The organism is Klenkia soli, from assembly GCF_900103975.1.
Lineage (GTDB): Bacteria > Actinomycetota > Actinomycetes > Mycobacteriales > Geodermatophilaceae > Klenkia > Klenkia soli.
Genome location: NZ_FNIR01000005.1, coordinates 1 through 16426 on the forward strand (window position 1 = coordinate 1; position 16426 = coordinate 16426).

21 protein-coding genes are annotated in these 16426 nt (G+C 72.5%); 10 read left to right on the forward strand and 11 right to left on the reverse strand.

Annotated features, from left to right (window positions below):
* Positions 1-14 precede the first annotated feature (14 nt).
* The gene (locus BLS67_RS24960) at positions 15-95 is read left to right on the forward strand and encodes a hypothetical protein (RefSeq protein WP_423221501.1); all 81 of its coding nucleotides are present in this window, start codon (positions 15-17) and stop codon (positions 93-95) included.
* Between the two features lie 15 nt (positions 96-110).
* On the opposite strand, the gene glfT1 is transcribed toward BLS67_RS24960, so the two are convergent.
* The 3 genes from glfT1 to wzm are packed head-to-tail and all read right to left on the reverse strand — an operon-like array spanning position 111 to position 2607.
* Positions 111-1010: a galactofuranosyltransferase GlfT1 gene (glfT1, locus tag BLS67_RS08585; RefSeq protein WP_091243220.1), complete on the reverse strand. Its 900-nt coding sequence runs from the start codon at positions 1008-1010 to the stop codon at positions 111-113.
* Positions 1007-1759 carry a galactan export ABC transporter ATP-binding subunit Wzt/RfbE gene (gene wzt, locus BLS67_RS08590; RefSeq protein WP_091243228.1) on the reverse strand — a complete coding sequence of 251 codons (753 nt, stop codon included), beginning with the start codon at positions 1757-1759 and terminating at the stop codon, positions 1007-1009. The genes glfT1 and wzt overlap by 4 nt, the downstream gene beginning before the upstream one ends.
* An 11-nt stretch (positions 1760-1770) precedes the next feature.
* Positions 1771-2607 carry a galactan export ABC transporter permease subunit Wzm/RfbD gene (gene wzm / locus BLS67_RS08595; protein WP_091244167.1) on the reverse strand — a complete coding sequence of 279 codons (837 nt, stop codon included), beginning with the start codon at positions 2605-2607 and terminating at the stop codon, positions 1771-1773.
* A gap of 196 nt (positions 2608-2803) precedes the next feature.
* Here wzm and BLS67_RS08600 point away from each other — a divergent pair, with 196 nt between their 5' ends.
* Genes BLS67_RS08600 through BLS67_RS08615 form a run of 4 tightly spaced genes read left to right on the forward strand, consistent with a single transcriptional unit; the run spans position 2804 to position 6638 of the window.
* Positions 2804-4363, forward strand: a complete 1560-nt coding sequence (locus BLS67_RS08600; protein WP_091243232.1) for an LCP family protein — start codon at positions 2804-2806, stop codon at positions 4361-4363.
* A complete protein-coding gene (locus BLS67_RS08605) occupies positions 4363-5157 on the forward strand; it encodes a TIGR03089 family protein (RefSeq protein ID WP_091243238.1) in 795 nt (264 codons plus the stop codon). Before BLS67_RS08600 ends, BLS67_RS08605 begins: the two co-directional genes overlap by 1 nt.
* Before the next feature lie 33 nt (positions 5158-5190).
* Complete coding sequence (locus BLS67_RS08610; RefSeq protein ID WP_091243242.1) at positions 5191-5964, forward strand: CoA transferase subunit A; 774 nt, start codon at positions 5191-5193, stop codon at positions 5962-5964.
* Between the two features lie 2 nt (positions 5965-5966).
* Positions 5967-6638, forward strand: coding sequence for a 3-oxoacid CoA-transferase subunit B (locus tag BLS67_RS08615; protein ID WP_091243245.1), 672 nt, complete (start codon positions 5967-5969; stop codon positions 6636-6638).
* A gap of 32 nt (positions 6639-6670) precedes the next feature.
* Here BLS67_RS08615 and BLS67_RS08620 read toward each other — a convergent pair whose 3' ends face one another.
* Entirely contained in the window at positions 6671-7510 is an 840-nt protein-coding gene (locus BLS67_RS08620; RefSeq protein WP_091243248.1) for a class I SAM-dependent methyltransferase, read from the reverse strand.
* Positions 7511-7826: 316 nt separating this feature from the next.
* Here BLS67_RS08620 and BLS67_RS08625 point away from each other — a divergent pair, with 316 nt between their 5' ends.
* The gene (locus tag BLS67_RS08625) at positions 7827-8069 is read left to right on the forward strand and encodes a helix-turn-helix transcriptional regulator (RefSeq protein WP_131801698.1); all 243 of its coding nucleotides are present in this window, start codon (positions 7827-7829) and stop codon (positions 8067-8069) included.
* The gene (locus tag BLS67_RS08630; RefSeq protein ID WP_091243253.1) at positions 8062-9285 is read left to right on the forward strand and encodes a tyrosine-type recombinase/integrase; all 1224 of its coding nucleotides are present in this window, start codon (positions 8062-8064) and stop codon (positions 9283-9285) included. The genes BLS67_RS08625 and BLS67_RS08630 overlap by 8 nt, the downstream gene beginning before the upstream one ends.
* Before the next feature lie 81 nt (positions 9286-9366).
* Here the strand turns inward: BLS67_RS08630 and BLS67_RS08635 are convergent, their stop codons facing one another.
* The 7 genes from BLS67_RS08635 to BLS67_RS23420 all read right to left on the reverse strand — a co-directional run bounded on the left by BLS67_RS08635 (position 9367) and on the right by BLS67_RS23420 (position 13645).
* Positions 9367-9789: a VanZ family protein gene (locus tag BLS67_RS08635; RefSeq protein ID WP_165617525.1), complete on the reverse strand. Its 423-nt coding sequence runs from the start codon at positions 9787-9789 to the stop codon at positions 9367-9369.
* Positions 9786-10592: a universal stress protein gene (locus tag BLS67_RS08640; RefSeq protein WP_242653968.1), complete on the reverse strand. Its 807-nt coding sequence runs from the start codon at positions 10590-10592 to the stop codon at positions 9786-9788. Before BLS67_RS08640 ends, BLS67_RS08635 begins: the two co-directional genes overlap by 4 nt.
* 172 nt (positions 10593-10764) lie before the next feature.
* Complete coding sequence (locus tag BLS67_RS08645) at positions 10765-11034, reverse strand: hypothetical protein (protein ID WP_091243263.1); 270 nt, start codon at positions 11032-11034, stop codon at positions 10765-10767.
* 109 nt (positions 11035-11143) lie between these two features.
* A complete protein-coding gene (locus tag BLS67_RS08650; RefSeq protein ID WP_091243267.1) occupies positions 11144-12508 on the reverse strand; it encodes a ferredoxin reductase family protein in 1365 nt (454 codons plus the stop codon).
* Entirely contained in the window at positions 12505-12789 is a 285-nt protein-coding gene (locus BLS67_RS08655) for a hypothetical protein (RefSeq protein WP_091243270.1), read from the reverse strand. Before BLS67_RS08655 ends, BLS67_RS08650 begins: the two co-directional genes overlap by 4 nt.
* A 29-nt stretch (positions 12790-12818) precedes the next feature.
* Positions 12819-13460, reverse strand: coding sequence for a hypothetical protein (locus BLS67_RS08660; protein ID WP_091243273.1), 642 nt, complete (start codon positions 13458-13460; stop codon positions 12819-12821).
* Positions 13457-13645 (reverse strand): hypothetical protein, encoded by a 189-nt coding sequence (locus BLS67_RS23420; RefSeq protein ID WP_131801699.1) that lies wholly within the window; start codon positions 13643-13645, stop codon positions 13457-13459. The genes BLS67_RS08660 and BLS67_RS23420 overlap by 4 nt, the downstream gene beginning before the upstream one ends.
* A 204-nt stretch (positions 13646-13849) precedes the next feature.
* Between BLS67_RS23420 and BLS67_RS08665 the strand changes: the two genes are divergently transcribed.
* From BLS67_RS08665 to BLS67_RS08675, 3 genes are read left to right on the forward strand one after another with little or no spacing between them, the layout of a single operon-like run.
* Complete coding sequence (locus BLS67_RS08665) at positions 13850-14464, forward strand: DedA family protein (protein ID WP_091243275.1); 615 nt, start codon at positions 13850-13852, stop codon at positions 14462-14464.
* A gap of 29 nt (positions 14465-14493) precedes the next feature.
* Entirely contained in the window at positions 14494-15708 is a 1215-nt protein-coding gene (locus BLS67_RS08670; RefSeq protein WP_091243278.1) for a sensor histidine kinase, read from the forward strand.
* On the forward strand, positions 15705-16403 hold the full coding sequence (locus BLS67_RS08675; RefSeq protein WP_091243281.1) for a response regulator transcription factor: 699 nt from the start codon (positions 15705-15707) through the stop codon (positions 16401-16403). The genes BLS67_RS08670 and BLS67_RS08675 overlap by 4 nt, the downstream gene beginning before the upstream one ends.
* Positions 16404-16426 lie beyond the last annotated feature (23 nt).

The window sequence follows — 16426 nt, forward strand, 5'->3', positions numbered from 1 at the left end:
GCGACGCCCGCACCGTGGCCGGCGGCACCGCCCAGGACTTCCAGGGCGGCACCCTCACCTGGGACTCCACCACGGGTGCGGTGCGGCGCAGCTGAGACCGGGCCGGTGGGTCAGGTCGGTCGGGTGAAGCGTTCCCGTCGGCCGGCCCTGGTGAGCCGGAGCCAGGCACGCCAGCCGTCGACGTCACGACGGGTCACCAGGAAGAGCCAGCTGAACCGCACGAACTCCAGGGGCAGGAGCCACCGCATGCCGGGTTGGGCCATCAGGTAGCCCCGGTTGCGGTAGGTGAAGAACCGCTTGGTGTCGTCGGCCGGGTGCTGGGCCGACAGCCGGCCCGCCAGGATCGGCTGGAACTCCGTGGTGCCCTCGGGGTGCAGGTACACCGCGTCGGTCGCCGTCCCGAAGGCCAGACCGGAGCGGACCAACCGCCGGTGCACCTCGGTCTCGTCACCCCGGAAGAAGAACCGCAGGTCGGGGACGCCGATCGCCTCGATGGCCGCGGCGCGGAACAGCGCCCCGTTGAACAGGGACGCGTACCCCCGCAGCAGCGGCACGTCCGCGAAGTCGCTGCGCGACCGACGCCAGCGCAGGCCTCTCCGCAGCGGGAAGGCCAGGCGGGCCGGGTCGGCGGCGTCGGCGACCAACGGGCTGACCTCCGCCAGCCCGTACCGCTCCGCCGCCCCCAGCAGGGTGGCCAGCACGGTGTCGTCGGCCGGACGCCCGTCGTCGTCGGCGCACCACACCCAGTCCGCACCGAGGCTCAGCGCGGTCAGCATGCCCAGCGCGAAGCCCCCGGCACCACCGAGGTTGCGTCGGCTGAGCAGGTAGGTCACCGGCAGCCCGCACGCCCGGACCACGGCCTCGGCGTCCTCGTCGGGCCCGTTGTCCACGACCACGACGTGGTCGACCGGGCGGCTCTGCGTCGCGATGACGCGCAGGCTCTCGGCGAGCAGCTCGCGACGGTGCCGGGTGACCACCACCACGACGACGAGCTCGCCGGCTGCGATCACCGGCGCGCGTCCCGGTAGGACGCCAGGACGTCCTCGAGCGGGCCGTGCTCGCGGATCGTCCCGTGCTCCATCCAGATCGCGGTGTCGCAGAGCTCGCGGAGGAACTCGTCGGAGTGCGAGGCGAACACCAGCAGGCCGGCCCGGTCCACCAGGGCCGACAGGCGGCGCTTGGACTTCTCCAGGAACGCGGCGTCCACGGCTCCGATGCCCTCGTCGAGCAGCAGGATCTCGGGGTCGATGCTCGTCACGACCCCCAGCGCCAGCCGGACGCGCATGCCGGTGGAGTAGGTGCGCAGCGGCATCCGCAGGAAGTCACCGAGCTCGGTGAACTCGGCGATGTCGTCGACGCGGGACTCCATCTGCTTGCGGGTCATGCCCAGGAACAACCCGCGCACGACGATGTTCTCGAGACCGGAGATCTCGGGGTCCATGCCCACGCCGAGGTCGAAGATGGGCGCCACCCGCCCGCGGATGGTGGCGGTCCCGCGGGTCGGCTCGTAGATCCCCGACAGCAGCCGCAGGAGCGTGGACTTGCCCGCGCCGTTGTGGCCGACCAGGCCCACCCGGGCACCGTGCTGGAGGGTCAGGTTGATGTCCCGCAGCGCCTCGATGATGGGCACCCGGCTGCCGCTCTCGATGGTGCCGCCGACCATCCCCATCACGGTCTTCTTCAGCGACCGGCTCTTGGCGTCGAAGATCGGGAAGTCGACGCAGGCGTCCTGCGTCTCGATGCCGACGGCGGTGGTCATTCCGGTCACTGTCACACCCAGTAAGCGATTCGGGCACGGTAGCGGCGGACGGCGATCAGGGTGACCGTCCATCCGACGACCGTGATGGCGAGGACGACGACCCAGTTGCGCAGCTCGAAGGACTGGCCGAGCATCGGGCGCCGCAGGATCTCGACGAAGTGCAGGAACGGGTTGAGCTCGGCGATCCGCGCCCGCTCGGCGATGGCCGGGTTGGCGCTGTTCTGCAGGTCCTCGTAGATCCACACGATGGGGGTCAGGAAGAACGCGAGCTGCACGATCGACTGCGTGATCGGCAGCAGGTCGCGGAAGCGGGTGGTCACGATGCCCAGCAGCAGCGCCACCCAGGTCCCGTTCACCACGAGCAGGCCGAACGCGGGGAAGGCCAGCAGCGACCCCCAGCCCAGCGGCTGCGGGAAGATGACGAGCATGACGACGTAGACCACGAGGTTGTGCAGGAAGAACAGCGTCTGGCGCCACACCAGCCGGTAGACGTGCACGCTCAGCGGCGCGGGCAGGTGCGTGATCAGCCCGACGTTCGAGGTGAACACCTCGGACCCCTCGGCGAGGCAGCCGCTGATGAAGTTCCAGATGATGAACCCGACCAGGATGTAGGGCAGCTGGACACCCAGCTCGTTGCCGAACAACCCGGCGTAGAGGATCCCGAGGGCGATCGCCGTCACGGCCATCGTGATGGAGATCCAGATGGGCCCCAGCACCGACCTGCGGTACCGCTGCTTGATGTCCTGCCAGCCCAGGTGACCCCACAGCTGCCGCTGCTGCCACCCGTTCCGCAGGTCGGCGGTCGTCCGCTGCCAGTCCCGACTGGCGGTCACCGCGCTCTGCGTCATGGGCAGCACGCTACCTGCGGGCGGACCCGGAGCTGGTCGTGTCCGTCCCGCCCGACACTCCTGCACCGCTGCCGTGGGCAGGACGTCGCGACCGACCTCCGCCGGGTGGGCGCCGTAGGATCGGTGTCCGCCCCATCGGAGCCCGACCGCACGGGTGCTCCGGGCAGACCTGTGACCTCGAGGCGAGGACCCCACCATGACCCGGGACGACGACCAGGAACCCGCTGCACGACCGCTTCCCCCACGGCTGGACCCGCGGGCGGGCCGCTCCCGCGCTCCCGGCTCCTCCGGCGACGGCGGGGCCCGGCGCCCGGCTGCGGGCAGGTCGTCGTCGGGTCCCCGTCCCGGGCGGGCGGTCGTCCTGGCCCGGGTGGTCGCCGGCGTCCTCTCGGTGGTCCTCGTCGCCGGGAGCGGCTGGGGCTGGTACCTGGGCCGGGTCGCCGAAGCCGCGGTCAACCGCACCGACGCCATCCCCACCGACGGCAACGAGGACACCGCGGGTGCGGGTGCGGCCATGAACCTCCTGCTGGTGGGCAACGACAGCAGGGTCAACCTCACCGACCAGCAGTTGACCGATCTCAACGCCGGCGAGGACTCCGGCGTCAACACCGACACAATGATCCTGGTCCACCTGCCCGCCGACGGATCCAAGGCCTCGTTCGTCAGCTTCCCGCGGGACAGCTACGTGTCCATCCCCGGGCACGGCCAGGACAAGCTGAACGCCGCCTACGCCTACGGCCTGCAGGACGCACCCGCGGACGCGACCGACGCCGAGCGGCAGAGCGCCGGGGCCCAGTTGCTGGTGCAGACGATCAGCCAGCTCAGCGGGCTGCGGATCGACCACTACGCCGAGGTCGACCTGCTCGGGTTCTTCCAGCTCAGCACCATCGTGGGTGGGGTGGAGGTCAACCTCTGCCAGGCCGTCGACGACTCGTACTACTCCGGCGCGGTCTTCCCGGCGGGGGTGCAGACCATCAGCGGCGCCGATGCCCTCAAGTTCGTCCGCCAGCGCCACGGCCTGCCGCGCGGCGACTTCGACCGGATCATCCGCCAGCAGGTCTACATCGCCGGGGTGCTGCGCAACATCCTCAGCGAGAACGTGCTCCTGGACCTCGGCAAGCAGCGCGAGCTCGCCGACGCCGCCGGTGACGCGCTGACCGTGGACCAGGGGTTGAACCTGTTCGACCTCGCGGCCCAGATGCAGTCCATCACCGCCGGCAGCATCGACTTCCAGACCATCCCCTACGTCGGCGACAGCGAGGACGACCAGGGCCGGTACATCCTCCAGCTGCAGGACGAGGACACGCTGCACACCTTCTTCGCCCAGCTGTCCGACGACCCCGAGCCGGTCCCGGCCGAGTCCTCGCAGGCGCCGGAGACGGCAGCCCCCGCGGACGTCACCGTCGACGTGTTCAACGGATCGGGCACCGCCGGGCTGGCCGCGAGCACCGCGGACCAGCTCACCGCCGCCGGCTTCGCGGTCGGCAGCACGGGCAACGCCGACAGCAACGCCTACACGTTGACCGAGATCCGGTACGCCGAGGGCGACGCGGCCCTGGCGAACACCCTCGCGGCCGCCATCCCGGGGGCGAGCACGGCGCAGAGCGACGACGCGACGTCCGGGACGGTCCAGCTGGTGCTGGGGTCGGACTTCACCGGCGTGGGCCAGGCCGTCGAGGCACCCGCCTCGACCACCGCCGCCGCAGCAGCCGGCGAGGACGCCCGCACCGCCGCCGACACCAGCTGCATCAACTGATGACGGTCCCCGCCGACCTGCTGGCCGCCGTCGTCCGTCGCGACGGCGCCGCACCCCTGCTCACCCACTACGACGACGCGACCGGTGAGCGGGTCGAGCTGTCCGGGGCCACCACGGCGAACTGGGTGGCCAAGACCGCGAACCTGCTGCAGGACGAGTTCGACGTCGGACCCGGTGGCCGCGTTGCGCTGGCGTTGCCCGTGCACTGGCAGACCGCCGCCGTCCTGCTGGCGGTCTGGTCCTGCGGTGCCGCGGTGGTCGACACGGCCGCCGAGGACGACGGGCACCTCGCCGACGTCGACCTGGTGCTCGCCGAGCAGGGCCGGTTGGCCGCGATCGAGGAGCAGGGGGTCGAGGAACTCCTGGGCCTGTCGCTGCACCCGCTCGGTCTGGGCATGACCGGGTACACGGGGGATGCCCGCGACTTCGCCCTGGAGGTCCGGGCGCACGGCGACCACTTCCAGCCCTACCAGCAGCCCGACCCGGCCGCCCCGGGGTTGCTGCTGGCCGGGCTCGAGCTGACCCTGGGCGGCCTCGTGGACGCGGCCCGGACGCTGGCCGACCGGTTGGGCGTGGTCACCGGCGACCGGGTGATGGTCGACGAGCGGGCGGCTGCCGAGGCCGGTCCGGCCGCCTGGCTGCTGGCCCCGCTCGCGGCCGGGGCATCGATCGTGCTCTGCCGCAACCCCGCTTCCGCCCAGTTGCAGCGTCGGGCGGAGACGGAGGGGGTCACCGCTACCCTCGGCCTCGGGCTCGACGGGATCCGCGAGCTGGGCCGCCCCGCCGCGAGCTGATCGCCCAGCCACTCGATGGACGGTGGTCGCTGCATGGACAAGGTCGTCGCCAGTGCTGCCGAGGCGGTGGCCGACATCGGCTCCGGCTCGTCGTTGGCCGTGGGCGGGTTCGGGCTCTGCGGGGTGCCGATCAAGCTGATCGACGCCCTCCTGGCGCAGGGCGCGGACCGGTTGACCACGATCAGCAACAACTGCGGCGTCGACGACGCCGCCCTCGGCGTACTGCTCTACGCCGGCCGGATCACCCGCACCATCTCCTCCTTCGTCGGCGGCAACAAGGAACTGGCCCGGCTGTACCTGTCCGGGCAGCTGGACGTCGAGCTCACCCCGCAGGGCACCCTGGCCGAGCGGCTGCGCGCCGGCGGGGCGGGCATCCCGGCCTTCTACACCCCCACCGGCGTCGGCACGATGGTCGCCGACGGCGGCATCCCCGTGCGCTACGACGCCGAGGGCACGGTCGTGGAGACCTCCCGGCCCAAGGAGATCCGCGAGTTCGACGGCCGCCAGTACGTAATGGAGACCGCGCTGACCGCCGACTTCGGCCTCGTGCGCGCCGCGGTCGGCGACCGGCACGGCAACCTGGTCTTCCACGCCTCCGCCGGCAACTTCAACGCCCTGGCCGGCATGGCCGGGAAGGTGACGATCGCCGAGGTCGAACGACTGGTCGAACCCGGGGACATCCCGCCCGAGCAGGTGCACCTGCCCGGGGTGTTCGTCCAGCGGGTGGTCGAGGTCGGCCCCGAGGGCAAGGACATCGAGAAGCGCACCACCCGCCCCCGCCCCGCCTCGACCGAGCAGGAGAACTGACCGTGGCGCTCACCCGTGACCAGCTCGCCGCCCGCGTCGCGCTGGACCTGGCCGACGGCTCCTACGTCAACCTGGGCATCGGCATGCCCACCCTGGTGCCCAACTTCATCCCCGACGGCGTCCACGTCGTCCTGCAGTCCGAGAACGGCATCCTCGGCGTCGGCCCCTACCCCTTCGAGGGCGAGGAGGAGGCCGACCTGATCAACGCCGGCAAGGAGACCGTCACCCTCCAGCCCGGCGCCAGCTTCTTCGACTCCGCGATGTCCTTCGGCATGATCCGCGGCCACCACATCGACGTCGCCGTCCTCGGCGCCATGCAGGTCAACCCCCGCGGCGACCTCGCGAACTGGCTCATCCCCGGCAAGATGGTCAACGGCATGGGCGGGGCCATGGACCTCGTCCACGGCGCCCGCCAGGTCATCCTCATGATGGAGCACGTCGCCCGCGACGGCTCCGCCAAGCTGGTCACCGAGTGCACCCTGCCGCTGACCGGCAAGGGCTGCGTCGACCGCATCATCACCGACCTGGCCGTCGTCGACGTCGTCCCCGGCACCGGCTTCGTGCTCCGCGAGACCGCCCCCGGCGTCACCGCCGACGAGGTGGTCGCAGCGACGGGTGCGCCGCTGGCCGTCGCCGACGACGTCCAGGAGATGGCACTGCCCGTTCCCTCCTGACCACGGGTCCGGGCCGCCCGGCGGCCCGGACCTCAGGCCGGGCCGACCGGTGTGCCGACGGACAGGATCCGGACGCTGACCTGCTCGTCGTCCGCGGTGAACCCGAGGTACTCGAACTCGACGTCGTGGCGGGCGACGAACTCCTCCCAGGCCTTGTGCTCGTGGTCCTCCCAGCCCGGGTAGTTGAAGTACTCGTCGAACACCACGACGGTGCCGGGTCGGAGCCGGCCGACCAGCGCGGCCAGGACGGTGACGGTCGAGGAGTACAGGTCGGCGTCCAGGTGCAGGAACGCCACGTCCCGGGGCTCCCGGTCGAGGAACCCGGGCAGCGTCTGGTCGAACCACCCGACCACGAACTCGGCACCCGGCACGTCCGGCAGCCCCTCGGTCGCGAACGCCCCGGCCCCGAAACCCATCCGCCAGTGCTCGGGGAGACCGTCGAAGCTGTCGAAGCCGTAGCAGCTGGCCTCCGGGGCGTGGGCGGTGATCTGCCGGAGGGTGCCACCCGTCGCGACGCCGAACTCCAGGAACACCCCGTCGATCGTCGCGGCGTCCAGCGCGGCGGCCAGCAGGTCGTGCTTGGCGAAGTAGGCGGTGGCCCGGTCCAACCGGGCGCGGCAGAACGCCGCCGAGGACCGCGCTGCCTCGACGTCGCCGACGGTCAGCAGGTCCCGTCGTTGTCGCCGCTCCCACGCGTGCATCGCGCGGGCCAGCTCGTCCTTGGCCTCCTCCACCGCGCGGCGTTGCTCGTGGAGGGCTCTTCGGGTGGCCTCGAGGTCGGCGGTCATGCGGGCCAGCAGCGGGTCGGTCACGTACTCCTGCATGGCGGCCCCGAGCTTGCGCCGGAGCACCTCCCGGACCCGCCGCCTCATCGTCCCGCCCCGTCCGCCCGGTTGGTCACCGACGCAGACTACGGGTGATCGACGGTGCACGGAGCGTCGTGCACCCCGGTCTACCGGAGCAGGTTGCGGGCGATGACCATGCGCTGGATCTGGTTCGTGCCCTCGTAGATCTGGGTGGTCTTGGACCTCACGCACACTCCCCCGCGTTGACCAGCGGGTTCGTACGGGGCTGTCACATACCCGTCACAACGGGGGTGCCGGTAGATGCCCCGCAGTGCCCTCGGATGCCGGGCGACTGCGCAACCAGTGGGGCCATCGGACGGGTCCCATCATGGCCAACGACACCATGAGGCCCCCCGCCGACAAGGCCTGGGGACCCGACGACATCGCCCTCTACCTCGACGTCTGCGAGCGCCACCTCCGAAACGTCCGGAACGCGGACAACACCTTCCCCCGGCCGCGAATGCTCGGCCGCCAGCCCCGCTGGGACCCCGACGTGATCCGCCGGTGGGTCGCCGAGGGCGGGTCCGCTGAACCTGCCGCGAAGGCCGTGGCCGCCCCGAAGCGGAAGGGGTCGGCCCGTGTCTGAGGGACGCACGAGCACCCGGCGCCGCGACAACGACCCGGTACGGGTCTACGCGGACGGCCGCATCGCCTGGTACACCGGCGGCGCACCCGGCGTCGGCAAGCGCAAGATCAAGCGCTGCGGCAACCGGGAGGCAGCCGAACTGGAAGCCACCGAGCTCCGGGACCACCTCCGACTGCTTCCGTCTGGTGCTCACTCCAAGCTGGACCAGACCATCGACGACCTCATGAGAGCTGCCAGAGACCACTGGGAGGCAGTCGGGCGCCCACCCGGGACGATCCGGCAGTACCGGTCCAACTACAACACCCACATCCCCGAGTCTGTCGGTGCGAAGCTGTGCCATGACGCCGACATCAGCACCTGGACGGCCATCTTCGACAACCTGAACCGGGCACGAGCCTCCGAGCAGGTCGTCCGCTCCGTCGCCCGCACAATGGGCGCACTGATCCAGTACGGGTCGAGCCGCGGCTACTTCCCGGACGGTCAGCCGTTCGGCGGCCTGGACCCGCGCAAGGCGGTGGTGAGCGGCGCGAAGGAGACCGCCGCCCATCAGAGCAAGGCGCGACCCAAGCCGGTTGTGCACCTACTCGACTGCCCCACCCCGGCCGACATCGACAAGTTCGCCGCAGCCTTCGAAGAGGAGTACCCCGGCTACGGCGCGCGGCTGGTCTGGCTGGCGTTCGGGACCGGTCTGCGCATCAACGAGGTGCTGGCCCTCCGGGTGGACTCCATCGACCTCGACACCCTCGTCGTGGCGGTGGACTGGCAACTCGACCGGTACGGCAACTGGCCGGCACTGGTGAAGCCGAAGGGCAAGGACGCCCGCACCACGCAGCTCTGGACGTGCTACCGCGACGTGGCGGTCAGCCTGATCGAGGACGCCCGCTCGCGAGAGGGCATCGAGTACGGCTGGCTCTTCCCGAGGCACAGGTCGGAGACGAAGTGGGCAGAGCAGGCCGGCAAGCTCTCCGGGGCCGCCATCAGGCGCTGCGAATGGCAATGGTCCGGTTTCCACTGGCTTCGGCATGGGTTCGCGTCGTGGTCGCTCGCGCCGGCGTCGGACGGCGGGTTCGGGATGAACCCCACCCGTGTGCAGAAGTGGCTAGGGCACAAGAAGCTCAGCACCACCACCGACTTCTACGTCCACACGCCGCGTAGCAACGACGCACACATCCGCGAAGCCACCCGCCACCTCCCCGGCACCCCGACCGGGAGGTAGACGACCACCCGCGGAGGGGCCGACTGCAGCTGCAGCCGGCCCCTCCGCCTGCCTCTACCGGACACCCGGCGTGCCCGGTCCTCAGACGGTGAGGCGTCCCCAGCCGCCACGGCGTAGCGCGCGGATCGCGAGGACTCCGATGACGACCAGGACAGCGCCGACCACGTTGAGGCCGACATCGACGACCGAGACCACCCGCCCCAGGGGAAGCAGTCTCTGCAGGGTCTCGATGGCGACCGCTGTCAACGCCGCCACGCCTACCACCAGGCGTACTCGCCCCGGCCACCAGACCGTGGCCAGGGCGGCGGGCACTGTGAGCAGCACCAGGTTGCCGAACCACTGGGTGAAAGCGGTGGGTCCCCACGGGTTATGCAGGTACCACGCGATCTCTGATGCCGGGTCCGCCCATGCCCAGCCCGTCCCGCGCGGCAACAATGTGATCAGCGCGATGGCGGCCAGGCAGGCGAGGAGTACGGACCCCCGGCCCTTCGGGCGCTCGGTCAACGGCTGGCGCGTTCCGCGAACGGCACCATCATGACCGCGCCGTCTCGGTGGGCCAGGCATCGGCGGACGGTGGAGGTGGGCAGCCAGCCCCACTCGGACCGTCGCGCCGGAGCGCCGACCACGAGCAGGTCGGCCAACTGGGTGGTCAGGACGCCGACAGGTCTGCCCGGCAGGATGTCGTGCCGCGGGCGGGGGGTGATGGTCAGCGTTCCGGTGTCGGTGTTCATGTCCTGCAGGTCCTCGCGGTCGCGGCGCACCCGGGCGATTGGGCGGGTCCAGCTCTGGTCCCTGGGCCAGCCGTGCTTGTCGTCGACGACGGTGACCACGGTCAGGTCCCCTGGGGTGGCTGCCTCCCATCGTGCTCGGCGCAGGGCTGTTCGGGACCGGGCGGACCCGTCTACCCCGACCGCGATCGACCATCTGATGGTCCCTGCTTCCCCGGTGGACGGTGCGACGAGAACGGGGCACTCGGCGCGGGTCAGGCAGTGCGCCAGCACCGGTCCCGGACGACGTCTCCCCGATCGCGCCCGCTCCCCTACGCCGACCACGAGCAGGTCGGCGCCGTGGGCCGAGCGCACCAGGGCCGGACCGGCGGGCTCAGTGGTCCCGTAGAGGGAGACCGGGATCCGGGCCCCACCGTGCTCGTCGAGGCAGGTGCCGATCAGGGTGCGGACAGCGGCGGTGCGCTCCCGGGTGGCTGCGCCTTCGGGTCTGCTGGTGAGGACATCGAGCCGGGCTCCGCGCTTGAGGGCCCAGGTGATCGCCCAGCTCAGGACCGACCGGGCGCCGTGCCGGTCCTCCATCTGCAGGCCGACCACCGCACGTGGCACCCCCGTGGGTACGGGGTGGGACGACGGTCCGTGGTCCGGTGTGGCCTGGGCGTGGCCCGCCACATCGGACCGATGGCGATGGCGGCCGTGGTCGGCGGTCACAAGTTCCTCCTTCACCGAGCGGGCGCGGCAGTTGTCGGCCGGTTCAGCCGAGGACGGGTCGCCTGGTCAGGCGCTGCACCCAGGCGTGCCCGGTGTCCGCCAGCTCGTCGGCGGTGCGCAGGATGGTGAGCGCGACGTCGGGGTTGCGGTCAGCGACCGGTCCGAGAACGACGGTCATCAGTCGCCACCCCCAGTCCCCCACCGGCGGTCGGTCGACCAGGCGTACCGGCGCCGACGGAACGACGTCGATTCGCGCCTCGACGACGGGCTGGGCCGGTGCGGTCGGCGCGGCGAAGGCGAGCATGGCGGTCATGTCCCGAGCATCTGTTCGGGCGGGTCAGCGGGGTCCCATCGCAATGTCTGCGGACGGCAAACCTGTGGTGCAACCGGCCCGGCGTCGGGTGCCGGCGCCCTGTCGGCCATCAGGCGAACCGTTCTTCATGAAGTTGTCCCGCCGGTAGTCCACCCTCGCGCAGGCAGGTGCGCACGGCGGCGGTGAAACCTGGTGAGCCGCACATGTAGACGTCGCGGTCGGCGAGGTCGGGGACGGCGTGCAGGAGGGCGTGGGGGTCGGACAGCCGGGGGTCGCCGGTGAGCACGTAGCTGAGCCGGATGCCGCGGCGGGCCGCGATGTCCTCGAGCTCGTCGGCGAACAGGACGTCGGCGCGGTTGCGGGCCCGGTAGAGCAGCAGCAGGTCCTCTCCCGGTGCCACGGGCAGGGATTCGAACAGTGCCCGCATCGGGGTGATCCCCACGCCGCCGGCGATCAGCAGCACGTTGCGGTGGGTGCGCCGGGCGGCGGTGACCGCGCCGTAGGGGCCCTCGGCGGCGATGCGGGTGCCGACGGGCAGCCGCTGCAGCTGCTGGGTGCCGTCGCCCAGAGCCTTGACGGTGAGCCGCATGGAGGTCGACGTGGGTGGTGCGGACAGCGAGAAGGGGTGGGCGTTGCGCCAGTGGTGGCGGGTGAGGAACCGCCAGCGGAAGAACTGCCCGGACTCGGCGTCGAGCTCGTGCAGGTGCCGGCCGGTGACGTGGATGCTGACCACGCCGGGCCCCTCGGGCCGGATCTCGGCCACCCGCAGGCGATGGCGGGTGGCCTGCTGGATGGGTGCGATGACCCGGTAGCGGAGCACGAGGGCGAACACGTGCATGTAGGCCAGCGCCCAGCCGATCTGCAGGACGGGGAAGCCGGCGAGGTCGGGGCCGGCGAGCATGTGGCCGAAGGACAGTGCGACGGCCAGGTACATCAGCAGGTGCAGGGCGTGCCAGGTCTCGTGGCGGATGCGGCGGCGGGCCGCTCGGGCCGAGGCGATGCCGGCCACGACCATCAGGACGGTGCCCACTGTTGCCGCCGGTAGCCAGGGCATGGCCATGACGGTGGCGATGGCGGTGAGCGGTCCGGTGCCGGTGGCTTGTGCCCACGCGGCGGTGGCGGCGATGCCGTGCACGCCGACCAGGGCGATGACGTTGCGGCCCAGGAAGGCGTGCCAGCGGGCCAGGACGTCGGCGCCGACGCCGAGCTCGAGGGCGGGGGTGCGGGCCATGAGCAGCAGCAGGACCAGGACGCCGAAGCCGGCGAGCATGCCGCTGACGTGGGCGATGATGCCCAGCAGGGACACTGCCGGGCCCAGGGTGGCCAGGGCGATGGGCCAGGTGGCCACGGTGAGCGCGCCGATGGCGGCGACGGTGAGTGCGGTGGCGCGGTCGATGACCGTGCGACGGCGGGTGGCCGTGACCGGCGACGGTCGGCGGGCCGTGCCGGGTTCAGGTGCCAGGCCGGCGGTCATCGGCCGCCACCGCCTCCGCCGCCCCGGCCGCCGGCGTCGCCGCCGCGGGGGCCGTCTTGCTGACCTGCGCCGCCGGGGCCGTCTTGCTGGCCTCCGTCGTTGGTGGGCTGGTCAGTCGTGGTGGTGGAGCCCGGGGCGACCTGCACGACGGCGGTGGGGTCGGCGACTGGGGAGACGTTGGGCGCGCTGACGCCGAACCACAGGCCGAGGGCTGTGGCCAGGGACAGCAGCGCCGCGGTGGCCCACGAGAGGGGGCGGGCCACCGCGTGCCGGGCAGTCATGTCGTCCTCGTTCCTGCTGGTCGGGTGGGTCAGTTGCTAGTGGTCGGCGCGCTGGTGGTGGAGCTGGGGGTGGTCGCGCCGGAGGTGGTGCTGTCCGAGGTCGTGCCTGCGCTGCTGCTCGACGGGCTGGTGGACTCCTCGGTGGTGTCGCTGTCCTGGGTGGTCTCGTCGGTCTGGTCGTCGGTGTTCTCGTCGTCGGCGTTCTGGCCGTCGGTGTTCTCGTTGTCGTCGGCGTCGTTGCCGCGGTCACCCCGGCCACCGCCCTGACCGTCTCCCCGGTCGCCACCGCGGCCACCGTCGGCGTCCTGGGAGTGACCGCCGCGGTCGCCGCCGCCGTGGCCGGCCTCGGCGCCGATGGCCGCGCCCGCCCCGCCGCCGATCAGCAACAGCGCGACGGCGGCGACGGCGGCGAGCACGACGCGGCCGCGGTGGGTGCGGGGCGTGCGGACCGCGCCGCGGGCCCGGGCCCAGCGGCTGCGCTTCGGGGTGCTGCCGACCGAGGCGTGCTCGGCCGCGCCGTCGTCGGACAGACCCTCGGCGCGCACACCCTGCTGTCCGGCGGCGTCGGGGAGCTCGGTGGTGGGCTGCTGGTCGACCGGCACCCCGGGGCGCGCCGGGTCCACGGGCTCCTGGCCGGGGGTGGAACCGGTGCGGTCGTCGTTGCTGGTCATGACTCTCCTTCAGTGGCCGCGAGCAGGAGCTGCGCGCGGGGTGGTGCCACGACCGTCGGCTGCGACGAGGCCGCCCGGGGGCGGCGCAGCTGGACCACGAGGTGGCCAGCCAGCGACACCAACCAGGCCGACGACGTCGGCAGCGCGGGGGCCGGGAGGGTTCCTCGGCCGGCGGTCGGGTTCATGCCGATGACGGTGCCGGGCTCAGGGGGTGCTGCGCGTCGTCCAGCGGCAGGCTCCTGCGCCTACTGCCGCCGAAGTAGACGGCGTTGGCAGGCGGCGGAGTACTCCCGTCGCGGTAGGCCCGGTGCCTGCGCCGGGACGACGACAGCAGCGGCCGGCCCGAGCAGGCTCAACGGCATGACCAGCGGCCCGGCAGGAAACCCCCGATGAGCGTTGCAAGCACCGTCGCCGACGCGGCCACCGGCCTCGTCAACGCTGCGGGCAACGCCGGTCTGGCCGCGGTCATGGCTGTCGAGGCCGTCCTGCCGGTGCCCTCGGAGGTGGTGCTGCCGCTGGTCGGTAGCCAGGTCGCCGCCGGGCAGATGTCGTACGTCGCCGCGGTGCTCGCCGCGACGCTGGGCTCCACGCTCGGCGCGTGGGCGGTGTTCGCCGCCGGCCGCGCCGGCGGGCGCGCCCGGGTGCAGAAGCTGGCCCGCATCATCGGCCTGGACGCCGGTCGCTGGGACCGGATGGAGTCCTGGTTCGACCGCCGCGGCTCCTGGGTGGTGCTGCTGGGCCGGCTGGTCCCCGGCGTGCGGGTGCTGATCAACCTGCCCGTCGGGTCGCTGGGCATGCCCACCGCCAAGTTCCTGGCGCTGACCGCCGCTGGCTCGGCGGTGTGGAACGCGGCGTGGATCGGCGCCGGGTCCACCCTGGGCGCGCACTGGGAGACCCTGCTGGCTGCCCTCGTGCAGGCCCGTCCGGCTGTCCTGCTGGCCGCAGCGGTCGGCCTGTTCGTCGTCCTGGCCCGCCAAACCCGGGTCCGCGCGGTGCTCGGGTGAGCGCCCCCGCTGCGGTACAACGGTCCACCATGTGGCCCCTGCTGACCCGGGTGAACCGGTGGGCCGGCGCGCATCCCCGCGTCGTTGACGTCCTGCTCGCCCTCGCCGCGCTCGGAGCGGCCCTGGGCGGGCTCGTCGACGGCGGCGGCCGCGGCCGGGGCGGCGGTGCAGGTGGCGGGTTCGGCACCGGCGGGGCAGGCACCTTCTCCGCTGGTGCGGTCGTGCTGCTCGTGCTGGCCGCTGCCGTCTTGCTGGCCCGCCGCAGCCACCCGGTACCGGTGGCTGTCGTGTCCGCCGGGGCGGTGGTGGGGGCGGTGCTGATGGGCGGGGCTGACCCGCTGGTGTCCGCGCCGCTGCTGCTGGCGCTGTTCACCCTGGGTTGGTTGGCGTCCCTGCGCACCACCGTGCTGACCGTCGTGATTGCCGGTGTCGGCTACGTGCTGGCCCTGGCCGCCGCGCAAGGTGTCTTCCTGGACGAGCGCGGGGACTCCCCCGCCCTGACGGTGCTGGCTCTCGGTGGCGCGGCAGCCGCGGCCGGGGTCGCCCTCCGGGGTCAGCGGTCGGCGTTGGTCGCCGCCCGCGCCCGGGCGGCGCAGGCTGAGAGCACGCGGGAGGAGGAGGCGCAGCGGCGGGTCACCGACGAGCGGTTGCGGATCGCCCGCGAACTGCACGACGTCGTCGCCCACCACATCGCCGTGGTCAACGTCCAGGCCGGTGTCGCCCGCCATCTGCTGCACCGCGACCCGGACAAGGCCGAGCACGCCTTGACGCTGGTGCGGGAGGCCAGCAAGAGCGTCCTCACCGAACTGACCGCGGTCGTCGGGCTGTTGCGCACCGACGGCGGCGACGGGCCGGCCGCCCCGGCACCTGGGCTCTCGCGGCTGTCCGCCCTGGTCGACGATGTCCGCTCGGCCGGGCTCGCCCTTGAATGGCAGGTCACCGGTCAACCCGCCGACCTGCCCGCTGTGGCTGACCTGACCGCCTACCGCGTCGTCCAGGAGGCGCTGACCAACGCGGTCAAGTACGGCGACGGCCAGGCCACCCTGCTCGTCGACCACGGCGCCGGGGAAGTCACCATCGACGTCGTGAACGGCTTCTCCCCCCGCCCACCGTCCGGCACCGGCGGGCACGGGCTGATCGGGATGCGGGAGCGCATCGACGCTGCGCACGGCCAGCTGGACGCCGGACCCGACGGCGCCGGCCACTGGCGGGTCCGGGCAGTCGTCCCGCGAGGCATCGCGTGAGCGTCCGCGTGCTGCTGGCCGATGACCAGGTGCTCATCCGGTCCGGCTTCGCCGCCCTGATCGGCAGCGCCGAGGACCTAGAGGTGGTCGGGGAAGCAGGCGACGGCGCCTCCGCGGTCGACCTGGCCCGGAAGCTGCGCCCGGACGTCGTCCTCATGGACGTGCGTATGCCCGGCACCGACGGGCTGTCGGCGACCCGGCAGATCACCGGTGACCCCGACCTCGCCGGGGTGCACGTCGTCGTGCTGACCACCTTCGAGGCCGACGAGATCGTGCTCGACGCCCTGCGCGCCGGCGCCAGCGGGTTCCTGGGCAAGAGCGTGGAACCCGACGAGCTGCTCGAGGCGGTGCGGGTGGTCGCCCGCGGCGATGCCCTGCTGTCCCCGCGGGCCACCCGCAGCCTCATCGCCCGCTTCCTGGCCGCACCCGAGGTCCCTGACGCACCCCGGTCGGGCACCGCGCCGGCGGCCCTGGCCGTGCTGACCGACCGGGAACGGGAGATGGTCGCCCAGGCCGCCCTCGGACTGAGCAACGACGACATCGCCGTTCGGCAGTTCCTGTCCCCGCTGACGGTCAAGACCCACCTGAATCGGGCGATGAGCAAGCTCGACGTCCGCGACCGCGCCCAGCTGGTCGTGCTGGCCTACCAGAGCGGTCTGGTCCGCGCGGGCGACACCGACACCGACACGGGCTGACCCATAGCGGGGGCCGTGGTCGC

Coding starts and splice junctions, on each gene's coding strand:
- BLS67_RS08645 (WP_091243263.1), bottom strand. CDS start 11,034: ATGACCGCCATGCTCGCCTTCGCCGCGCCGACCGCACCGGCCCAGCCC.
- BLS67_RS08670 (WP_091243278.1), top strand. CDS start 14,494: ATGTGGCCCCTGCTGACCCGGGTGAACCGGTGGGCCGGCGCGCATCCC.
- BLS67_RS08660 (WP_091243273.1), bottom strand. CDS start 13,460: ATGACCAGCAACGACGACCGCACCGGTTCCACCCCCGGCCAGGAGCCC.
- BLS67_RS08640 (WP_242653968.1), bottom strand. CDS start 10,592: ATGGAGGACCGGCACGGCGCCCGGTCGGTCCTGAGCTGGGCGATCACC.
- BLS67_RS08600 (WP_091243232.1), top strand. CDS start 2,804: ATGACCCGGGACGACGACCAGGAACCCGCTGCACGACCGCTTCCCCCA.
- BLS67_RS08605 (WP_091243238.1), top strand. CDS start 4,363: ATGACGGTCCCCGCCGACCTGCTGGCCGCCGTCGTCCGTCGCGACGGC.
- wzt (WP_091243228.1), bottom strand. CDS start 1,759: ATGACCACCGCCGTCGGCATCGAGACGCAGGACGCCTGCGTCGACTTC.
- BLS67_RS08610 (WP_091243242.1), top strand. CDS start 5,191: ATGGACAAGGTCGTCGCCAGTGCTGCCGAGGCGGTGGCCGACATCGGC.
- BLS67_RS08625 (WP_131801698.1), top strand. CDS start 7,827: ATGAGGCCCCCCGCCGACAAGGCCTGGGGACCCGACGACATCGCCCTC.
- BLS67_RS08665 (WP_091243275.1), top strand. CDS start 13,850: ATGAGCGTTGCAAGCACCGTCGCCGACGCGGCCACCGGCCTCGTCAAC.
- BLS67_RS23420 (WP_131801699.1), bottom strand. CDS start 13,645: ATGAACCCGACCGCCGGCCGAGGAACCCTCCCGGCCCCCGCGCTGCCG.
- wzm (WP_091244167.1), bottom strand. CDS start 2,607: ATGACGCAGAGCGCGGTGACCGCCAGTCGGGACTGGCAGCGGACGACC.
- BLS67_RS08655 (WP_091243270.1), bottom strand. CDS start 12,789: ATGACTGCCCGGCACGCGGTGGCCCGCCCCCTCTCGTGGGCCACCGCG.
- BLS67_RS08620 (WP_091243248.1), bottom strand. CDS start 7,510: ATGAGGCGGCGGGTCCGGGAGGTGCTCCGGCGCAAGCTCGGGGCCGCC.
- BLS67_RS08650 (WP_091243267.1), bottom strand. CDS start 12,508: ATGACCGCCGGCCTGGCACCTGAACCCGGCACGGCCCGCCGACCGTCG.